Origin of the sequence: Candidatus Nitronereus thalassa (assembly GCF_032191465.1) — a bacterium.
Classification (GTDB): domain Bacteria; phylum Nitrospirota; class Nitrospiria; order Nitrospirales; family UBA8639; genus Nitronereus; species Nitronereus thalassa.
The window spans coordinates 931884-950611 of record NZ_JAQOUE010000001.1 but is presented as its reverse complement, the minus strand read 5'-3'; the positions used below and the strand labels follow the sequence as shown (position 1 = coordinate 950611).

14 protein-coding genes are annotated in these 18728 nt (G+C 44.6%); all 14 read left to right on the top strand.

Translation table 11 applies throughout. The features are described from left to right. Nucleotides 1–131: 131 nt before the first annotated feature. Entirely contained in the window at nt 132–1427 is a 1296-nt protein-coding gene (locus PPG34_RS04390; RefSeq protein WP_313831924.1) for an ABC transporter ATP-binding protein, read from the top strand. Nucleotides 1428–1470: 43 nt separating this feature from the next. Beyond that, nucleotides 1471–2520, top strand: coding sequence for an N-acetylneuraminate synthase family protein (locus PPG34_RS04385; RefSeq protein ID WP_313831923.1), 1050 nt, complete (start codon nt 1471–1473; stop codon nt 2518–2520). 120 nt (nt 2521–2640) lie between these two features. Next, nucleotides 2641–3663 (top strand): NAD(P)-dependent oxidoreductase, encoded by a 1023-nt coding sequence (locus PPG34_RS04380; RefSeq protein WP_313831922.1) that lies wholly within the window; start codon nt 2641–2643, stop codon nt 3661–3663. Then, entirely contained in the window at nt 3660–4826 is a 1167-nt protein-coding gene (neuC, locus tag PPG34_RS04375; RefSeq protein ID WP_313831921.1) for a UDP-N-acetylglucosamine 2-epimerase, read from the top strand. The genes PPG34_RS04380 and neuC overlap by 4 nt, the downstream gene beginning before the upstream one ends. 17 nt (nt 4827–4843) lie before the next feature. Next, entirely contained in the window at nt 4844–5596 is a 753-nt protein-coding gene (locus PPG34_RS04370; RefSeq protein WP_313831920.1) for an acylneuraminate cytidylyltransferase family protein, read from the top strand. 44 nt (nt 5597–5640) lie between these two features. After that, complete coding sequence (locus PPG34_RS04365) at nt 5641–7380, top strand: hypothetical protein (RefSeq protein WP_313831919.1); 1740 nt, start codon at nt 5641–5643, stop codon at nt 7378–7380. Nucleotides 7381–7398: 18 nt separating this feature from the next. Next, complete coding sequence (locus tag PPG34_RS04360; RefSeq protein WP_313831918.1) at nt 7399–8667, top strand: glucosamine inositolphosphorylceramide transferase family protein; 1269 nt, start codon at nt 7399–7401, stop codon at nt 8665–8667. A gap of 24 nt (nt 8668–8691) precedes the next feature. After that, entirely contained in the window at nt 8692–9582 is an 891-nt protein-coding gene (locus PPG34_RS04355; RefSeq protein WP_313831917.1) for a glycosyltransferase family 2 protein, read from the top strand. Nucleotides 9583–9693: 111 nt separating this feature from the next. After that, entirely contained in the window at nt 9694–10851 is a 1158-nt protein-coding gene (locus PPG34_RS04350) for a glycosyltransferase family 4 protein (protein ID WP_313834268.1), read from the top strand. A 262-nt stretch (nt 10852–11113) separates the two neighbouring features. Continuing rightward, nucleotides 11114–12472 carry a glycosyltransferase gene (locus tag PPG34_RS04345; protein WP_313831916.1) on the top strand — a complete coding sequence of 453 codons (1359 nt, stop codon included), beginning with the start codon at nt 11114–11116 and terminating at the stop codon, nt 12470–12472. A gap of 77 nt (nt 12473–12549) precedes the next feature. Beyond that, complete coding sequence (locus PPG34_RS04340; RefSeq protein ID WP_313831915.1) at nt 12550–13857, top strand: O-antigen ligase family protein; 1308 nt, start codon at nt 12550–12552, stop codon at nt 13855–13857. A gap of 136 nt (nt 13858–13993) precedes the next feature. Then, nucleotides 13994–15055 carry a CapA family protein gene (locus tag PPG34_RS04335; RefSeq protein WP_313831914.1) on the top strand — a complete coding sequence of 354 codons (1062 nt, stop codon included), beginning with the start codon at nt 13994–13996 and terminating at the stop codon, nt 15053–15055. Between the two features lie 240 nt (nt 15056–15295). Beyond that, nucleotides 15296–16696, top strand: a complete 1401-nt coding sequence (locus PPG34_RS04330) for a phenylacetate--CoA ligase family protein (RefSeq protein ID WP_313831913.1) — start codon at nt 15296–15298, stop codon at nt 16694–16696. An 88-nt stretch (nt 16697–16784) separates the two neighbouring features. Next, on the top strand, nt 16785–18722 hold the full coding sequence (gene asnB / locus PPG34_RS04325; protein WP_313831912.1) for an asparagine synthase (glutamine-hydrolyzing): 1938 nt from the start codon (nt 16785–16787) through the stop codon (nt 18720–18722). The last annotated feature ends 6 nt before the right edge of the window (nt 18723–18728 follow it).

Here is an 18728-nt window from a genome sequence, read left to right as displayed (position 1 = left end):
CTGGCTTTGGGGCGTATCTTTTACAATTTTAAAATGAGTAAGTAGACATAAACAGAGCTTGGAACAATTGGAACATGCCAACCGAATGAGAAATGTTGATTTGAACAGTACATCTACCGATAGGCGGCCACATGAATAACATTGCTATCCAAGTCAAGGACCTAGGAAAAAAATATCATATTGGGGCAAAGAAAAAAGGGTACCAGACCTTTCGAGAAGCCCTCACTGAAGCTGTTGTGGCGCCATTTCGGCGGGCGAGGGATCTTGTTAGTGGGAAATCTACAGGTGCTGCGGAATTAAATGAAGAGTTTTGGGCCCTCGAAAATATCAATATTAGTATACAAAAAGGAGAGGTTGTCGGAATCATCGGGCCGAATGGTGCCGGAAAGAGCACCTTATTAAAAGTTTTATCGCGAATTGTGGAACCAACCGAGGGGTATGCTGATATTAATGGTCGTATTGGTTCACTCTTGGAAGTTGGAACAGGGTTTCATCCTGAATTAACCGGACGGGAAAATGTTTTTCTGAATGGGGCAATTTTGGGAATGAGGAAAAGCGAAATTTACCAAAAGTTTGACGAAATCGTGGCCTTTGCGGAAGTTGGGAAGTTTATTGATACCCCTGTGAAACATTATTCCAGTGGAATGTATCTGAGATTGGCATTTTCCGTCGCGGCGCATTTGGAACCTGAGATTTTGCTTGTGGATGAAGTGTTGGCTGTGGGTGATGCCAATTTCCAAAAGAAATGTTTGGGAAAAATGAATGAAGTCAGTAAAAAGGGTCGAACGGTTCTGTTTGTGAGCCATAACATGAGTGCCATTCGGACATTGTGTAATCGGGCCATTCTCCTTGAGCATGGGCGTGTGAAATATGATGGAGAAGTCTTTGGCGCGATCAAGGAATATCATGGGGCCCTCAAACAGACGGAAACGACTCCCCAAATGGGAAAAATCGTATTTTCCAATATTGTCTTAAAGGACAATTCCAGCCTTTCTATTAAAACCTCGGAACCACTTGAAATTGGTGTCACGCTAAATATTTGGACAAAAATCGATTCGGCTAAACTGTGGTGCATTATCAAAGATGCTGAGGGAAATTTTGTATTACACCATCGCATTGACCATACAGAACTAATGGAAGAAATGGTTCCAGGAAAGTACCAGGTGAAAATTTATATTCCTGCATTATGGTTGAGGCCAGGACCGTATAATCTTCATTTTAAAGCGATAACCAATGAAGTCGGCTCACGGGGCAGGTATGTGTCAGATCCAAGAGTGCTTGACATAGAGCCCTGTGACGAAATGTACGAAGATCTGGCAGCGGCTTTGGTTGGACAACTTTGCCCTCCAGTCTCGTGGGAATTGAAGCACACTAGTCATACGCCACTCCAAAACCTGAAGACCGAACATCAACAAATTGGGTCATAGGGAACATGACCATTCCATGCGTTAGGTAAAGGATTCGTCAATCGTGAAGCCACAAGAACATACACTGGGTGCGACATTAACAAAGGGAAATGCTCCCTGCTTTGTTATCGCGGAAATAGCCCAAGCTCATGATGGGAGTTTGGGAACTGCGCATGCCTATATTGATGCGGTCGCAAAGGCCGGAGTGGATGCCGTAAAATTTCAGACCCATCTGGCAGAATTCGAAAGTACGCCGGATGAGCCCTGGCGGGTGAAATTTAGTCGGCAGGACGCTTCCAGGTTTGAGTACTGGAAAAGGATGGAGTTTACCGAAGTCCAGTGGAAAGGCTTAAAAGATCACGCGCAGGAGTTGGGGTTGAAGTTTCTCAGTTCCCCATTTTCTCTGGAGGCTGTGGAGTTGCTCACCCGAGTGGGGGTCTCAGGCTGGAAAGTACCCTCTGGGGAAACAAATAATTTGGTGTTGTTGGAGCGAATAGTAGAAACGAAATTACCAATCATTCTTTCCACGGGAATGAGTTCCATCGAGGAAATTGATAAGGCAGTAAAGTATGTCCAACCTCATCATGTGCCATTGGCGATTCTTCAATGTACTTCTTCCTATCCCTGTCCTCCCGAGAAACTTGGGCTCAATCTGATTGCCTGGCTTCGTGAGCGCTATGGCTGTGCCGTTGGGTTATCTGATCATTCTGGAACCGTTTATGCTGGTCTCGCGGCGGCTGCCCTTGGCAGCCAAGTCGTTGAAGTGCATGTGACCTTTAGCCGAGAAATGTTCGGGCCAGATGTGCCTGTTTCAATCACAACGAGTGAGTTAAAGCAATTAGTAGATGGAGTTAGGTTTATTGAGCAAGCTCTTCATCATCCTTTGAACAAAGATGAAATATTTCATGAGATGCAAACGGTACGAAATCTTTTCACAAAAAGCATTGTCGTCCGAAAAAGTCTTCCTGTTGGCGCCGTTCTCACGCCAGAATTCCTCGCGGTAAAAAAACCGGGTACAGGAATTCCGGCATCGCATTTGAGAGAAGTCACAGGTCGAAAACTGAAGCGACCTGTTCTCGCGAACACCTTTCTTTCCAACGAAGATCTTCTCTAGTTCTGCAGTCCTTTTCAAATTAATACCTGTCCCACTGAGTTGGTGGAGTGCTCCCATTGGGAGTTGCCTTTACCCAAGTGGTGGCCATGTAGGAAAAAATTTCTGTCAAGTTGTCTTTCAATGACTAATGTTGGAACCCATCAATCGTTTCGGATCCTTAATATTGAGCCTGAAGGATATGCAGCGAGGGCTCAGAAAATAATTCAGAGTGAAGCTGAGTTAGAACTGATCCAGTTAAATCGCTCCGACTTGTTGAGGGTCCTGCCCAATTTCCATGGGTTAATTATTCGATTGAAACATCAGATTGACCGGGAGGTCATTAATGCGGGGAAGCAGCTCCAGGTAATTGTTTCCGCTACAACTGGACTTGATCATATCGATGTGAAATATGCGGAGGAAAAGGGAATTACCATTTTAAGTTTACAAGGGGAACGAGAATTTTTACGGAGCGTGACGGCCACGGCTGAGCTGAGTTGGGGCCTATTAATTGGGCTGCTCCGAAACATGGTTCCGGCCACGAATTCTGTGAAGAGCGGGGTGTGGAATCGTGATGTATTCAAAGGCCACGACTTACGTGATCGTCGAATAGGAATCCTTGGTTTGGGAAGAATTGGGAGCATGGTGGCCTCGTATGCTCAAGTGTTTGGCATGAATGTCGTGGCCTATGATCCTCATCCGGCTGAATGGGTCGAGGGTGTCCGCAGAGTTCACGACTTAAATAGTTTCTTGCAGGAAAGTGATGTGCTCATGGTCCACGTCCCGTTAAACCAGGAGACCTGTGGGATGATCGGATCACAAGAATTGGCCTGCATGCCTGCTGGGTCGTTTATTGTGAATACATCACGAGGGGAAATCATTCAAGAGGATGCTCTCATTGAGGCCCTTAAAAGCAGGCATTTAGCTGGAGCCGCTCTTGATGTCATCGCAGAAGAACGACGGGAACAGGTAGGGCGAGGAAGACCCCTAATGGCCTATGCTCGGAACAATAACAATCTACTGATCACACCTCATATTGGAGGGGCCACGTTTGAGTCGATGGCCAAGACAGAAATATTTATGGCGAAAAAACTCACACACTTTATTCACACTCAGCGGCAATCCTCAAAAGGTTTTTCTTTTGTGCTGGAACGGAAGGTCTCATGAAAGACGCTACTGTCAGAAAAGTATGCGTGGTTATCACTGCGCGCCCAAGTTACGCGAGAATAAAAACTGTTTTAGAAAGTATCCGTGATCATCCAAGACTCGAGCTGCAATTAATCGTTGGTGCCTCAGCATTGTTAGAGCGATTTGGCCCAGTGATCGATGTGATCCGTAAGGATGGATTTGAACCCAATGCGGTGGTGTATATGGTCGTAGAGGGCGAAAATCTTGTCACTACCGCAAAATCGACGGGGCTCGGCATGGTGGAGTTGGCCACTATTTTCGATAACTTGAAACCAGATATTGTCGTGAGCATTGCGGACCGGTACGAGACCATCGCCACGGCTTTGGCAGCTTCTTACCTCAATATTCCAGTTTGTCATGTACAGGGAGGAGAGGTGACGGGTTCGATCGATGAAAAAGTCCGTCATGCCGTCACCAAAATTTCTAATGTTCACTGTGTCGCGAATACAATGGCGGCCGAACGAGTCATTCGGATGGGTGAGGATCCGGATACCGTTTTTATTACTGGGTGCCCCTCTATAGATTTAGCGAGTCGGGTCGTGGCTCAAGGCCAAAATGGTTTTAATCCTTTTGCCAAATATGGTGGGGTGGGGTCAGCCTTTAATATGGAGAAAGGATACTTGGTAGTCATGCAGCATCCGGTGACCACTGAATATAAAAATTCGGAACATCAAATTGAGGAAACGTTGGAAGCCATTCGCACACTTGGCTATCCCACTTTTTGGTTTTGGCCAAATGTTGATGCTGGATCAGATAGAATTTCGAAATCCATTCGACGGTTTCGAGAATTACACCATATTCCATTTATTCATTTTTTCAAAAATTTAACCCCGGAGGATTTTTTGCGGCTTCTTGTGGGTTCAAAATGTCTGGTGGGCAACTCGAGCGTTGGAATACGAGAAGCGTCGTTTTTGGGAGTTCCTGTCGTCAATATTGGTACTCGGCAAGAACGGCGAGACCGAGGGGCCAATGTGATTGATGTTATTTATGATAAGAAATTAATTCAGGATGCTATTCAGCGCCATCTTCATAATGGTCGTTATCAATGTGAAACCCTTTATGGAGATGGGAAGGCTGGCCCACGTATTGCCAATTTATTAAGTGAAGTGCCCTTGCGGATCGAAAAATGTATTAGCTATTGACCTAGGAAAAAACCATCATGCAAAAAATTTTAGCGGTCATCCCTGCCCGAGGCGGATCCAAAGGGGTACTGCGGAAGAATATTCGCCCTGTGTTGGGGACGCCACTGATCGGGTATACGATTAATGCGGTGCTTCCTCTTGGGCATTTAGTGCATCGGGTAATTGTCAGTACGGAAGACCCCGAGATCGCGAGGGTGGCCACTGATTTTGGGGCGGAAGTTCCGTTTATTCGACCGACCGAATTGGCGAGTGACGGGGCCCCAACTTTGCCGCTCTTACAACATGCAGTTCGTTTTATCGAGTCCAGGGATAATGTGTCTCTCGATTGGGTTCTGTTGCTTCAGCCGACATCTCCGCTTCGAACCACCAGTGATATTCAAGCGGCTATCTCGTTGGCAGGCCAACAACGCTGTGATTCTGTCATCAGTGTGGTTCCTGTAGTTTCAGATCATCCGATTCTAATAAAGCGCATCGAGAATAATCAGTTACTTCCGTATTGTTTGCCAGAGCGAGAGGGGACTCGACGGCAGGATTTGAATCCTCCGGCGTATAAGCGAAATGGGGCATTATATTTAACGAAGCGAGATGTCATTATGAACCAACACTCCATTTGGGGCGAAAAAATTGTCCCGTATATTATGCCGGAGGAACGGTCTGTGAATATTGACTCAGAGTTGGATTTAAAACTCGTGGAAATGCTCTTAAAGGAACAAGGAAAAGAAGAATTTGGGAGCCAAAAAAACCACCGAAACAGTGAAAAGGTCGCCTAGGAAGTGTCCCTGTAACTGTTAAAAAAGACCTGGAGATATTTGTAATGAGGAATACGATTACCAATCAATGCAAACAAGCCCTTTCCTTAATTTTGAGAGGGACTGGATTGATGGATAAGGCTCAATGGATCAGAAGTCCATACCGACCACAGTATCGGCAATTCAAAAAACGTTATGGATCTATTCTTGGGCATAATTTGTCAAAGGGGACTGGAAAGAAAAAAGTGGCCTTGATTTGCAGTGTCCATGTTCCGGAAGTGTTTATCGAAATGGAATTAATTAAGGCACTCGAACTCGCTGGGTATATCCCCTTGGTATTGGTGAAAGCGAATAGTCAGTTGCTCCCCAAGTATTACAAGCTCGCTGGCGTGAAAAAAATTTATGACTGGGGGGAATTTGTCCAGTCACTGAATATCGATGAAGGGCGTGATGTTCTTGATAAATATTCTTCATTAGAACAGCTATTGACCTATGAGTATAAGGGCGTACGAGTTGGAAGATTCGCATCCTGTACTGCCGTTCGATGGAATCGATTGGGAGCGCTGCATTTGGATGATACGCAAGATCGTGAATTTTTGGCCGAAGCTATTGCACGAAGCATGGCGTGTACCAGGGCCGCAGAAAGTATCCTCAAACGGATCTCCCCGGATTTAGTCGTGATGACGGATAAAGGATATTCTCCTAAAGGGGAATTGTTGGATAAATGTCTTGCGAAAGGTATTGATGTCATTGATTGGGCCCTTGGGTATAAAAGTAATACGTTGTTGCTCAAACGGTTCAATCGTGAAAATAGGGATATGCATACCAATTCTTTATCCAAAAAATCCTGGAACATTCTTCAGCAAATGGAATGGACTGAGGACTGGAAGGAAAAACTTCAACAGGAATTTCATCAGACTTATGCCAGGGGTGATTGGTATAGCGTCGCTGGGACTCAATTTAATAAGCGCCTTCTTGAACCCCATGAAATCAAAAGTCGGCTGGGTCTCGATCCCCAAAAGAAAACCGCATTTATCTTTTCTCATATTTTCTGGGATGCTTGGTTATTTTGGAAAGGTGCGTTGTTCCAAAATTATGAGGAATGGTTAATTGAAACCGTGCGAGCTGCCTGTGCCAATGATCAGGTGAATTGGGTCATTAAAATCCATCCGGCCAACCTTGGAAAGGCGGCTCGAGAGGGATTCAGTGAGGAGCCGGGAGAGCAAATTGCCATTCGTAAGCATATCGGAACATTGCCTCCACATGTGAAGATGATTCCCGCGAATAGCGACATTTGCACATTTTCGTTATTCGATGTGATGGATTATTGTTTGACGGTACGAGGTCGTGTGGGGATGGAGGCCGCAAGTCGAGGGATTCCGACTTTGACGGCGGGAACAGGGCCCTATGATCACCGGGGATTTACCATTGATTCAGAAACCAGGGAAGAATACTTAGAAAAAGTCTCACGAATCCACGAAATTAACCCTCTGTCTCCTTTCCAGGAAGAGTTAGCCCAACGATTTGCTTTTGGATTTTTCATGTTAAGGTCCCTTCCGTTAAGCAGTGTCAGCTTAGAGTATCACAAAAGTAGCAAAAAGCATTTAGCGGAAGGTCATGTCAATATTAGGACCAAAGAAGACTGGGTGAGTGCTGCCGACATGAAGGCTATCGCTCAATGGGTAGGTGGAAGTGATGATGAGGATTTTTTATTGCCTATTGGCAAAAAGGAGGATGGGGCGGCCTTTCAATCGTTGCTAACCAGCGGGAACGGGAAAGAATTATTTCACAATAAATGTGCGTGAAATTTAAAGGGATTATGTATGAAATGGAAAAGCCTTTATACGAATATTGCTTTGATTGTTCTGATTTTTTCTGTGCTAGGGTGCGAAGGGGATTACAATTCTTCTTCACAGATCAGTGAAGAGAGAAATAATGGAAAATCCTCAAGCCATTTCTTAAAAGAAACACGTTATCAACCCAAGGATCTAAGTTCTCCGCTACTCCCAAATCCATCGACGAAAAATTTTGGAAGTTCCCAAGGGATTGCTTCGATCTCAGGGTTTTCGGGTCCAGTTTCCACCTGGCATGAAAATTTAAGGCGATATGAAGGAAATCCAGTTATTGTAGGACGTGATGTTTCTCCCAATCATTCTTTTTTTGCTGATCCCTATTTATTAGTGGTTGGTGACCGCCTTTTCATGTTTTTCGAGGCGTTTTTGCTGGAATCTGTCTCTTATCCAAGTGATAAGGGGTTGGGTGAGATCTGGATGGCAGAAAGCTATGATGGAAAATCTTGGAAAAATTTCAATAAACTTTCGGTGAACGCTATACATTTTTCTCATCCCCAGGCGCTCATACACGAGGGTAAAGTTTATGTTTTTTATAACCATAACCAAAATGGGTCAATCTACTCGCGATGGAGTCCACTAGGAAAGGTTGGTCAATGGAGCGACGAATCGGTGATCTTTACCGCTTTGAATCATGGGTGGGACCATATGGTGGAGTTCTCAATTTTTGAGGAACAGGGGAATTGGTATTTATTGGGAATTACGGGAAATCGAAAATTTTTCAACGGAGAGCCAAATAATTCCCTCTATTCCAGGGTTTTAAGAAAAGTGGGGTTGGGTAGAAGCCGCCTGGGTGAAGATCAATGGGTTCGTGGAAGATGGGCCAATGGTTTTACTACGAATTGGGATAACGATAGCCAGGAAATTGGTGATAGGCCACTAATTGATATTTCTGGTGAGGAGTGGGTTACAGAAATAGTGGAAATAACCTCACTGAAATTAAATGAACAATGGGTTCTCTTTATGGGCGTGACAAAACCGAATAGGCAACAGGCGATTGGCACGTTTGCCATTAATCATCTATCCCCAGAAGGAATGGATGGCCGCTGGATTACGGAAGGCTTTACTTTTCCCCTGTCTGGTGCTGAATGGGAGGGGCAGAACATTCACCGAGGTCATGCGGTGTGGTTCCATGATGAATGGGTGTATGTTTTTGATGGAAGAAATGGGAAAAATTGGAAAATAGGCATTGCTACCAAATCGCCCCATTTTAATGGAATGAATATGGTAAGTGCTTCGTAGAAACAAACAACTAAGAGGAATGTGATGACCCAAAAATTTCCAAGAGTCAGTGTTGGTTTGCCCGTTTACAATGGGGAAAACTTTTTGGTGGAAGCGATTGATTCCATATTGGGGCAAACCTATAAAGATTTTGAGCTCATAATTTCGGATAATCATTCAACGGATAGAACAGAAGAGATATGTCGGAAATATGAAGCGCGGGATGATCGGGTAAAGTATTATCGCGCAGAAAAAAATATGGGCGCATCATGGAATTTTAATCGGGTGGTGGAGTTGGCCTCTGGAGAATATTTTCAATGGATGGCACACGATGATGTCTTGGCGCCAACGTTTATCGAAAAAGCTGTGGCGGTTTTAGATAGTGACCCTACAGTAGTGCTCGCCTTTTCAAAGACCAAATTCATCAATGAAGAGGGAAAATATCTCAAGGACTATAATTATCAGTTGGATGTTGAATCGTATCAATGGAGTCGACGGTTTGTGGATTTGATTGTAGCGGACCAAATTGTTGTTGAGATTTTTGGCCTCATGCGTGCTGATGTTCTATGGTCCACCCTCCCATTTGGATCCTATGTAGGTTCGGATCGAGTGATGCTGGGAGAACTTTCCCTTCGTGGACGCTTCCATAAAATGCCTGAACCGCTTTTTTATCATAGAGAGCATTCCAATCGTTCAACCAAGGCGAACCCCTCTCTTCAATCCCGCTTGAAGTGGTTCGATACTTCAAAGAAAAATAAGATTTGTTTTCCTTCGTGGAAATTGTTGGTGGAGCATTTGAAGTCAATTCGGAAATCGCCATTAACCCGTTCTCAGAAAATAAAGTGTATTGTGCCTATGCTCATGTGGATTAGAGAGAAAAAGAAAAGAATGATTGAAGATTTAATTTTTGCCTTGAGGCCCCGGGTCAAAAATTAACAACATACGAAGGCAGTGAGAATAAAATTTACCTCATGCTGAATGTGTATTAAAAATTTGGTCGTAATTTCGCAGAGATGTGCAAGGATAGGATAATTGAAATCTAAGAAAATGAATGTATTAATAGTTGCTCCGTGGGACCAAGAGTTTGGAGGCGTGGTTTCCGTTGTTCGCAATCTAGCAACAGAAATTCAAAAATCAGGGCACAACCTTCTTTGCTTTCACCCTGGGAAGGAAATTTGGTTCAAACCACAGACCACAAAATTGGGATTTTTTGGATACCGAGGCTCTCTCGGTGGAAATGTCGGAAATGAAAATTTCATTTTAAGAAAATTAATATTAATTTTTTTGTTTCCCATAAGACTGTTTCAATTAATAAAGATAATAAAGGATCATGATGTCAATATAATCAATATCCATTATCCGGTTAGCGGATTTTTTTATTTTGCTATTTGTCGATGGTTGTTACCTTTGCGATTAGTCGTGTCGGCTCATGGGGCTGATCTTTTTCCTAAAGGTGAACGAAGGAGGACATATCCGCTTGGATTGAAAATTATTTTGAAGGCTGCAGACTTAGTCGTCACACCATCCCAGGCATTTAAAAATGATGTTGTCAAACTTTTTCCGTTTCTTCAAGAAAAAACGAGGTTTATTCATAATGGGTTGTGTTCGCTTGAATTATTGAATTTTGAGGTTTCCCAAGGGGCAAAACATGCAGTAGCGTATGTATTGTGTATCGCAGCGCACAATCAAAAGAAAGGCCTTGATGTCTTAATCCGAGCCTGGAAGGATATCACAGACGCGGTGGATCCTATAAAGCTCTTTCTCGTTGGGGAAGGTCCATTGAGTGAACAGTTAAAAGATTTGGTTGTCTCGCTAGGATTGCAGGATCAGGTAATTTTTTTAGGAAGCAAAGGAAGAAAAGACGTTGCCCAATTGTTGCATGGATGCCAGGCTTTTGTTTTACCATCTCGGTCCGAACCATTTGGCATTGTCATCATTGAGGCAATGGCCTGTAAAAAAGCAGTAGTGGCCACGAATGTTGGAGGAGTTCCCGAAATTATAGAAAACGGGCATAATGGCGTTTTAGTGGAACCTGATAATTCTTTTGAATTAGGTAGGGCCTTATTGAGTGTATTGGAGAATCCAGAATTAAGAAATACGATATCTCAAAATGGATATGCCTCGGTGATGGAACGATTTCTTTCGAAGAATACAGGAATGAAATATGAAACCTACTTTAAAGAATTGATAAGGGATGTGGCCTGAACAAGCCTAATTAGAAATTTTGGTTTGTTTTGAAACAAAACTTACAGAAAGCAACCAACCATGGGTATTCCCGTTTTAGACAGAATGGACGGCCCGCAGAATGATATGGGTGGACCATGCCAAAACCCCGTTTTGAAACCTGGCGTGCTATCAATAAACTTCCATTGTAGAAAATTGATAACCCCGAGTATTTCCCAAAAATAGAACAGGAAAACCTTGTTAATGACCGAAGAGAGAAATTTGGGTTTTGAGGGATGTTGGAATGCACAATGATATTAAAGGGAAACCTTCAATAATTATTCCACAATCCTTTGATCCATATGGATGTGAGCCTTTTGGGTGTTCTGGTATTCGGAGGCCAAAGCTATTGTTTCTTTCTCGTCCTTTCCCGCCTTTGCAGGTCATCGGATGCGTAAGAACATGGAATATCGCGAAATGCTTAAGTCGGTTGGGTTGGGATGTGACCGTGGTTACCCCTCAACCCGAAATGTGGGCCAATCTTGAGGATGTCGAGAAAACCCAACTTGCACTGGAACAGGAAGGAATTAAAAAAATATTAACGGCCCATCAATGGCAGTGCTTGGTGACTTCGTCAAAGCAATATCAACGCCAAGGGGTTGGAAGGGTGTTTGGCGGTATGTGCCGAACTCTGGCTCGCACATTTGGTATTGATAATGGGATTGGGTGGATGCATGCAGCTGAACAAGCTTGTCAAACGCTCACTAAAAAAGATGTCGATCTGATCCTTGCAACCGGCTCCCCATTTTCGGCATTTCGTGTGGCGCAAAGAATTTCCAAAAGATTAGGGTGTCCCTATGTCATGGATTATCGAGATCTATGGACTGATAATCTTCATGGTGTTGGCTGGACACGGGAATCTACCATCCAAGAAGAGGCGCAATTACTTCAAGGGGCCGGGGCAGTCACAATCGTCTCTTCGTCTTGGGGGTTAGACTTAAAGGAGCGATATAGGTTGGGTGGAAAATTGCATGTTGTCACCAACGGGTATGACCATGAAAGTCTTGCTGATGTAAATCCGTATAGTTTTGATCATTTTGCCATTGTGTATGCAGGCACGTTTTATCCTCCCAAGCGAAGTATTTCTCCTCTGATGGCTGCATTGCAGCGGTTGAAAAACAATATGCTCGGGGGATGTATTCCAGAATGGTTTTTTCATTATTACGGTAACGATTGTCAGTATGTCCGTGAAGAAGCTCAACAGTGGGGGGTGAAAGATAAAGTCGTGCTTCATGGCAAGGTTTCTCGTCAAGAGGCACTTTCGGCTGTGAAAGGTGCAGGGGTGGCGGTGGTGATTACGTCATTAGCCGAGAAAGCCACTTTAGCTGACAAGGGGATGGTCCCGGCAAAAGTCTATGAGGCAATGGGGCTGGAGACGCCAATTCTCGTCATTGCTCCACAAGGTAGTGACATTGAAGGTGTGATTGAACAGGCGAGTATGGGGAAGCGCTTTGATGGGCTGGACATTGAAGGCATTGAAGAATTTCTCATGGGATTAATGAAAGGTGCTTTGACGCCGAATAGTCCGTCCCAAGAATATGCTTGGGAGAATATCGGAAAAAAGTTTGATGACCTATTGCGAACGGTGATGTGCAGGGTATGAAGTTGGAGTCGTTGGAAAAAAATCCCATGGAACCTGTCCACGAAAATAGAATCTCTTCGGTCGGTCGGGGCAAGAGTATGCCTGTTAGGAAAACCGTCCACGTAAAAAAAACCAATCTTACGGAAAAGATTTTATTAACGGCCATTATTATGATATTGCCCCTTGAAAATCACCTTCCTACTGTAGGTGGTTTTAGTGCTTTGTTTCTTTTGTTTGCGGTGTTGGGGATGTACGTTTTGGCATTTCGCTTCAGTGCGTTAATGAAAGTCGTTATGCATCCCATTTGTTTGTCAGCCTATGCGCTGATCTTGGTGGGGTTCATCATAGAATCTTCGCATCCTTATCCCACGTTCTCAATTTTAAGTCAGTTCGGGCAAATGGTGTTTGGTGGGATTTTAGTGGCATCGGTTTGTCGAGATCGGGAGGCTTTGCAGTGGGGATTCTATGGCTATATTGCCGCAGGTGTGTGGATGGCCGTGGTGCTGTTCTTGACATCGTATGGGGCATTGAGTGGGGTTTCCGCAAGTAATTTTCAAGAAGCCGACAAGGCTCGAAATGCCGCGTTTGAGGGGAAAGATATTGAAATTAATTTAAATACCATGGCCCGGATTTCCGGCCAGGGCACGGTCGTGGCATTTGCTTTAGCCTTAGTGGGCGGGTCTATTCGAAAACGGAATATTCTTTTTGGAATTGCGGCATTCTGTTTCATTGCGACATTTCTCCCAATGTCGAGAAGTGGTTTGCTTGCGGTCATAATGGCAGTCTCTGCCATTTTGCTAGCTTTTGGGTTGCGGGCAAAGGTTATTGTGATGGGAGCAATTTTTTCCCTTTGTGTTGTGATAGTGGTACCAGATGCGGTTCTGTCCCGAATGGCTTTTTCCACTGAAAAAAGTCGATCAGGAAAAGTGGAAGCTCGCGCTCGCATTTATTCTGCAGCATTGGACACATTTGATCAGTATGCTTTGGTTGGAGTTGGTTCGGGAAACTTTTGGGGTCCCTGGGGAATGAAAACAAATTTTAAACATCCGACATATTTCAGCGTTGTCGGTCCACATAATTCATTTATTGCCACAATTATTTATTGGGGAATACCCGGGCTACTATGTCTTTTGATGATCGTGTATCAGGGATATCGTTGCATTCCTCGAAAGTGTGGGAAAGATCCTCTCAGTCTTTGTGTTCTGGGTGTATCAGTGACGTTACTTATTATGATGATGGGATCACACCGTCTCTATGCCAAAGAACTTTCCTTGGGAATTGGGCTGTTGATTGCTTCCCAATCTTGGATTTGGCAACAACGGGTCGTTTCAAGTATCCCCCATGCGCGGCGGAAATTGAAAGTGTCCTACAGCAAACAAGGTGTCAAATCCAGATTGATCATGTAGGCTGTTTTGAAAATTTTCAAGTTCGAAAAAGGCCTTTTCCAGTCTTCCAAATCCGGCTCGACTATTTTTATTTATCATTTGGTTCATTAGCCGTATTTGAGAATCATGCCTTTCCTACTGAAAAAGGACGAATTTTATGAGACTGTTTTGTTTTGGTGATATAGGCATACGCGGTGATATGCCACAAAAATCTCCCTGGCCCTTTCCTTTTCCAAATTCGAATGCGGAAAAAGACACGTATATATTATTTAACTGGGAATTGCCTTCTAGTGAACAAAGTTTAAAAATTCCTCGGGCAAATGGAAGTGGGTATCGCTTTGTTTCACCCCCAGGGGCGGCTGTCCTTGTTTCTCATTGGGGACCAACGGTAGCTGCTCTGGCGAATAATCATTTGATGGATGGTGGCACTGAGGGGGTGCGCAATACTATGAAGGAGTTGGAGTCATTTGGGCTGACTTATTTTGGGGGAGGAATGACATTTGATGCCGCTGCACGGCCGTGGATTTGGGAGACTGAGGAGGGGCGGTTGGGTGTGATCAATTGGGTAACGGCCGAAACCCATCCTGATCCACCGGATCAATCCGGTATGGGGCCAAATCTTTGGCCAGGGGATGAGGAAGCAAAGGCTCAAATTGCTCGCCTTCGTCAAGAAGTCGATTGGGTGGTAATCTATCTTCATTGGAGTGATGAATTATTTCCTTATCCCAGACCGATAGATCGGCAAATGGCAGAGCGATTAGTGACATATGGTGCGGACGCGGTTGTGGGAAATCACTCTCATGTTGTTCGTGGGATGGAAACGATTCAAGGAAAGCCAGTTTTTTATAGTTTAGGGAATTGTTTTTTTTCTCCTGATCATGAAAGAGTGCGTGGTCAGTCGCACCGATTGCGTGAATCGATTGCCGTCGAATTAAAATTTTCTCGTGGGAAAACGATGACATGGAATGTTCATTCATTTTGGAAAAATGGACGGTTTCCTTCTCTTGATTCTCGTCAGAGAGCCGTTCGCCAAATGAAAAAGGTTAGTCGCCCTCTTTCCTTCTCAGATTACGGAAATTGGTACTGTCGAACAAGAAAAAGTTTTGATCGATGGGGGTACCGCTGGCATTTTCAGATCCCAGCATTGGGGTGGCGTGGTGTGTTGGGATGGGTGTTGAAAAAGGCTCAGTCTAATATTGAACCTGTATTAGGTCGCTAATTGTGTATACACAAACACATCCCTCCACCTAGGTTTTTGGCGAAAAGTAATTTACCTCAATTAGTTTCAGCTTTAGTTTCAAAGGCTCTCCAAAAAAATTAGGCCTGGCCAGTTTCACTAGGGCCATAAGCATAAAAATTCACTAACCGGCCCCTGTTAGCCTGCTTAGTTCTCCTAGTATTTTCCTTACTGTGGAAACCTAAGAATAACCTCAAGGTAGTGTTAAATAGGATTTGAAAGGTGATGTCCCCGTCTCATCAATTGCATCGATGGTTTAGTCAAAAGATCGCCCTCCCTTGGATTATCCACGGTCCTTGGACTTTAGATCGAAGGAAGTTCCTTGCAAGTTGGAAACAGGCCAAGGCCGGATTCCAGTGTTGGGATAATGGAGATTTAGAATGCCAACGAAAGTGGACATTGAATGAGTTGAAAGGATTGGTGCGGTGGGCAGGTGAAAAGGTTCCCTATTACCGAGAGCTGTTTAAAAAAATCGGTTTTGATCCATATGCTGATTTCAGCTTTGCCGATTATCAATTGCTTCCGACTCTTGATAAAGACATTATCCGGACCCGAACGGCCGACCTTATCGCAGATGGATTTTCCCGTGATACTATGATGGCTAATACGACGGGTGGAAGCACTGGCGAACCGATGCGTTTTTGGTTGGATGTTGAGAATCTTGGTTGGAGAGAAGCTGCCTCAGAGTGGGCCTTTTCAAAATTGGGATATGAGTCCGGCGATCGTCTAGGATTAATTTGGGGCGTTCCCCCACATATGAATGCCAACATACACACAACGATGAAGGGTCGAGTGGTAGATTGGCTGGCCCATCAGCAAACTCATGACTGTTGTCGATTAAGCTCCAATCAGCTGGATTTGATTGATAAGCGGTTGTCAGCATATCGGCCAGAGTACCTCAGGTGTTATCCTTCAGCCATGACCTTGCTTTCTTTGCGATTGCGAGAACGAAATTGTCAACCAACCTACCCTCGAAAGGGAATCATGACCGGAGCAGAAGGACTCGACGCTTCGCAACGTAAAATTATTGAAAGTGTGTTCAAGGTTCCAGTGTATGAATCCTACGGGAGCCGAGATTGTGGTTTGATTGCCACGCAACGATCTGCCTTGGATGACCGCCTGTTTGTCGCTGGCGCAAATGTTTTCCTGGAGCCTTTTGGTCCCAGAGATTCGGCAGGAAGTCAAGAGATCGTTGTGACGAATCTGCACAGTCGTGGTATGCCCTTTCTTCGGTATCGAATTGGTGACTGTGCCCAATTTCCATCGGATGCTTGTGAGTGGAACACCCAAGTGTTGGAGAAAATTACTGGTCGAGTTCTTGATCAAATTGCACTTCCCAGTGGGGATTTAGTTCGGCTTCAGTTTCTTCGCTATTACCCTGGGGGTTTTGATATTGGAGAATATCAGGTTATTCAAGAAAAGAGTGGAGATGTGAAAATGAAGATAGTACCCAGCGCTCGTTTGCGATCAAATGATTTGGAAAGACTGGAAAGTGTTTTAAAAAATGAGCTTCCTGGGGTATCCGTTTCAGTAGAGTTAGTTTCGAAATTAGAACGTACAGCCTTGGGGAAGCTGAAGCCAGTTGTTTCGTTTTTTCAACACAACCGCGAAGTCGTTCATTGAAGTATTGATGCTGCCAGTCATATGGCAGCATTCCTTCACTGATTAGTATTCAACATCCATAGGTCGTGTAAAGTAAAGGAGTAATATTTTGTGTGGAATCGCGGGCCTGTTCAATCTAAATGGTAGACCATTGGATGAGCCGGCCATTGTCAAACGGATGGCCTCAAAGTTAGTCCACCGAGGACCTGACGAAGAGGGGGCGCTGGTTGATGGCCCAGTGGGATTTGGGTTTAGGCGCTTACGAGTCATCGATTTGGAAGCCGGAACCCAACCGGTCTCTAATGAAGACGGAACCATTTGGGTCATGTTTAATGGGGAAATTTATAACTTTAAGGAATTGCGCGTTGATTTACAGAACCGAGGGCATCGATTTCGGACAAATTCCGACACCGAGGTCATTGTTCATGCCTATGAAACGTATGGATTGGATTTCACCTATCATCTGCGTGGAATGTTTGCGGTGGCCTTGTGGGATAGTCAAAAAAGACAGGTGATTTTGACTAGAGATCGTATTGGAAAGAAACCATTATTTTGGAGTATTCACAACCACCAACTAGCGTTTGCGTCTGAAATTAAAGCCTTGCTCCCTTGGCCAGGATTAAACCGAGCACTCAACGCCAGAGCGATCCATGATTATCTAAGTTTTCTTTATGTGCCATCTCCAAAATCAATCTTTGAACATGTGCACAAACTTCCCCCTGGTCACCGATTAGTGGCATGTGTTGATACTGGTCATATAGAGTTGACCCGATATTGGCAATTTCAGCCAGAGCCTGATCGGGGAAAATCACGAAAATATTTTGTGGATGGGCTACGTAGCCTATTAGAAGAGTCAGTGCGACTGCGGTTACGTAGCGATGTGCCGTTGGGGGCTTTTTTGAGTGGTGGTCTCGATTCCACGGCGGTCGTGGGTTTAATGAGTAACGCACTGCCATCCACGCAGGTCAAGACCTTTAGTATGGGGTTTCAAGACAAACGATTTGATGAAACCCACTATGCTCGCATAGCGGCAAGGGCCTATGGTACCGACCATACGGAGGAAATTGTCGGCCCGTATAACGTCGATCTTTTGAAACGATTGGTGTGGTATTTAGATGAGCCATTTTCCGATTCTTCTGCGATCCCTACCTATCAGGTATCACAAATTGCTCGCAAACATGTGACCGTGGCGCTTTCTGGAGATGGCGGAGATGAATTGTTTGCCGGATATCCTCGTTATCAGTATGTCCGGTGGCTTCGAAAAATGGCCCTTCTACCCAAAGGACTTCGTCATTCCCTAGGGTGGTTATCTCGGGCGGGTTATCATCTCTTGGAAGATACATGGCGTTCTGGGAGTGAGAATTTAAGAAAATTGGGGAAGGCGATTGATTTAAGTGCACTGGCTGAGCCGGAGCGTATGGTTGCGCTGCTCAGTTATTACGATGAAATTGACAAGCGAGCCCTCTACTCTGGTGATTTCTCTGCGCATTTGCAGGATTATTCCAGCCTGACCAACAACGGAAACCATCTGAACAATCTTTCCGTTTTTGAAGATCCCATCGTTGGTTTTATGGCCCGCGATCTTGAGACCAATCTAGTCGATGATTCCTTAGTCAAAGTGGATCGGATGTCAATGGCTTGTTCCCTGGAGGTGCGATGCCCTTTGCTGGATCACAAGCTTGTTGAATTTGCAGGGACGATTCCCCCTGAGATGAAGCTAGAGGGTCAAAATAGCAAATCAATTCTCAAAGAAGCGTTGGCTGATGTCCTTCCCCAGGAAATCGTGAATCGCGGGAAATCCGGGTTTGCCGTGCCATTTGGGGGATGGTTTAAATCGGGTGAATGGAAAGCCTTATTAGAAGATTGTCTCTCTTCAGATTCAGTCAAACGACGTGGTCTGTTTGATCCACTCAGTGTTGGAAAAATACGGCAAGCCATTGTCACTGATGATGGGGAACGAGCACTGAGGATTAGTACCCATCAACTTTGGCACCGGGTGTGGACTCTTGTCATGTTCGAACTTTGGGCAAGGCAATACCTCGATTAGGAAAAG

Bases quoted from the DNA above. Each gene is read 5' to 3' on its own strand.
- PPG34_RS04390 (WP_313831924.1), top strand. From the start codon at position 132: ATGAATAACATTGCTATCCAAGTCAAGGACCTAGGAAAAAAATATCAT.
- PPG34_RS04380 (WP_313831922.1), top strand. From the start codon at position 2,641: ATGACTAATGTTGGAACCCATCAATCGTTTCGGATCCTTAATATTGAG.
- neuC (WP_313831921.1), top strand. From the start codon at position 3,660: ATGAAAGACGCTACTGTCAGAAAAGTATGCGTGGTTATCACTGCGCGC.
- PPG34_RS04370 (WP_313831920.1), top strand. From the start codon at position 4,844: ATGCAAAAAATTTTAGCGGTCATCCCTGCCCGAGGCGGATCCAAAGGG.
- PPG34_RS04365 (WP_313831919.1), top strand. From the start codon at position 5,641: ATGAGGAATACGATTACCAATCAATGCAAACAAGCCCTTTCCTTAATT.
- PPG34_RS04360 (WP_313831918.1), top strand. From the start codon at position 7,399: ATGAAATGGAAAAGCCTTTATACGAATATTGCTTTGATTGTTCTGATT.
- PPG34_RS04355 (WP_313831917.1), top strand. From the start codon at position 8,692: ATGACCCAAAAATTTCCAAGAGTCAGTGTTGGTTTGCCCGTTTACAAT.
- PPG34_RS04350 (WP_313834268.1), top strand. From the start codon at position 9,694: ATGAATGTATTAATAGTTGCTCCGTGGGACCAAGAGTTTGGAGGCGTG.
- PPG34_RS04345 (WP_313831916.1), top strand. From the start codon at position 11,114: ATGCACAATGATATTAAAGGGAAACCTTCAATAATTATTCCACAATCC.
- PPG34_RS04340 (WP_313831915.1), top strand. From the start codon at position 12,550: ATGCCTGTTAGGAAAACCGTCCACGTAAAAAAAACCAATCTTACGGAA.
- PPG34_RS04335 (WP_313831914.1), top strand. From the start codon at position 13,994: ATGAGACTGTTTTGTTTTGGTGATATAGGCATACGCGGTGATATGCCA.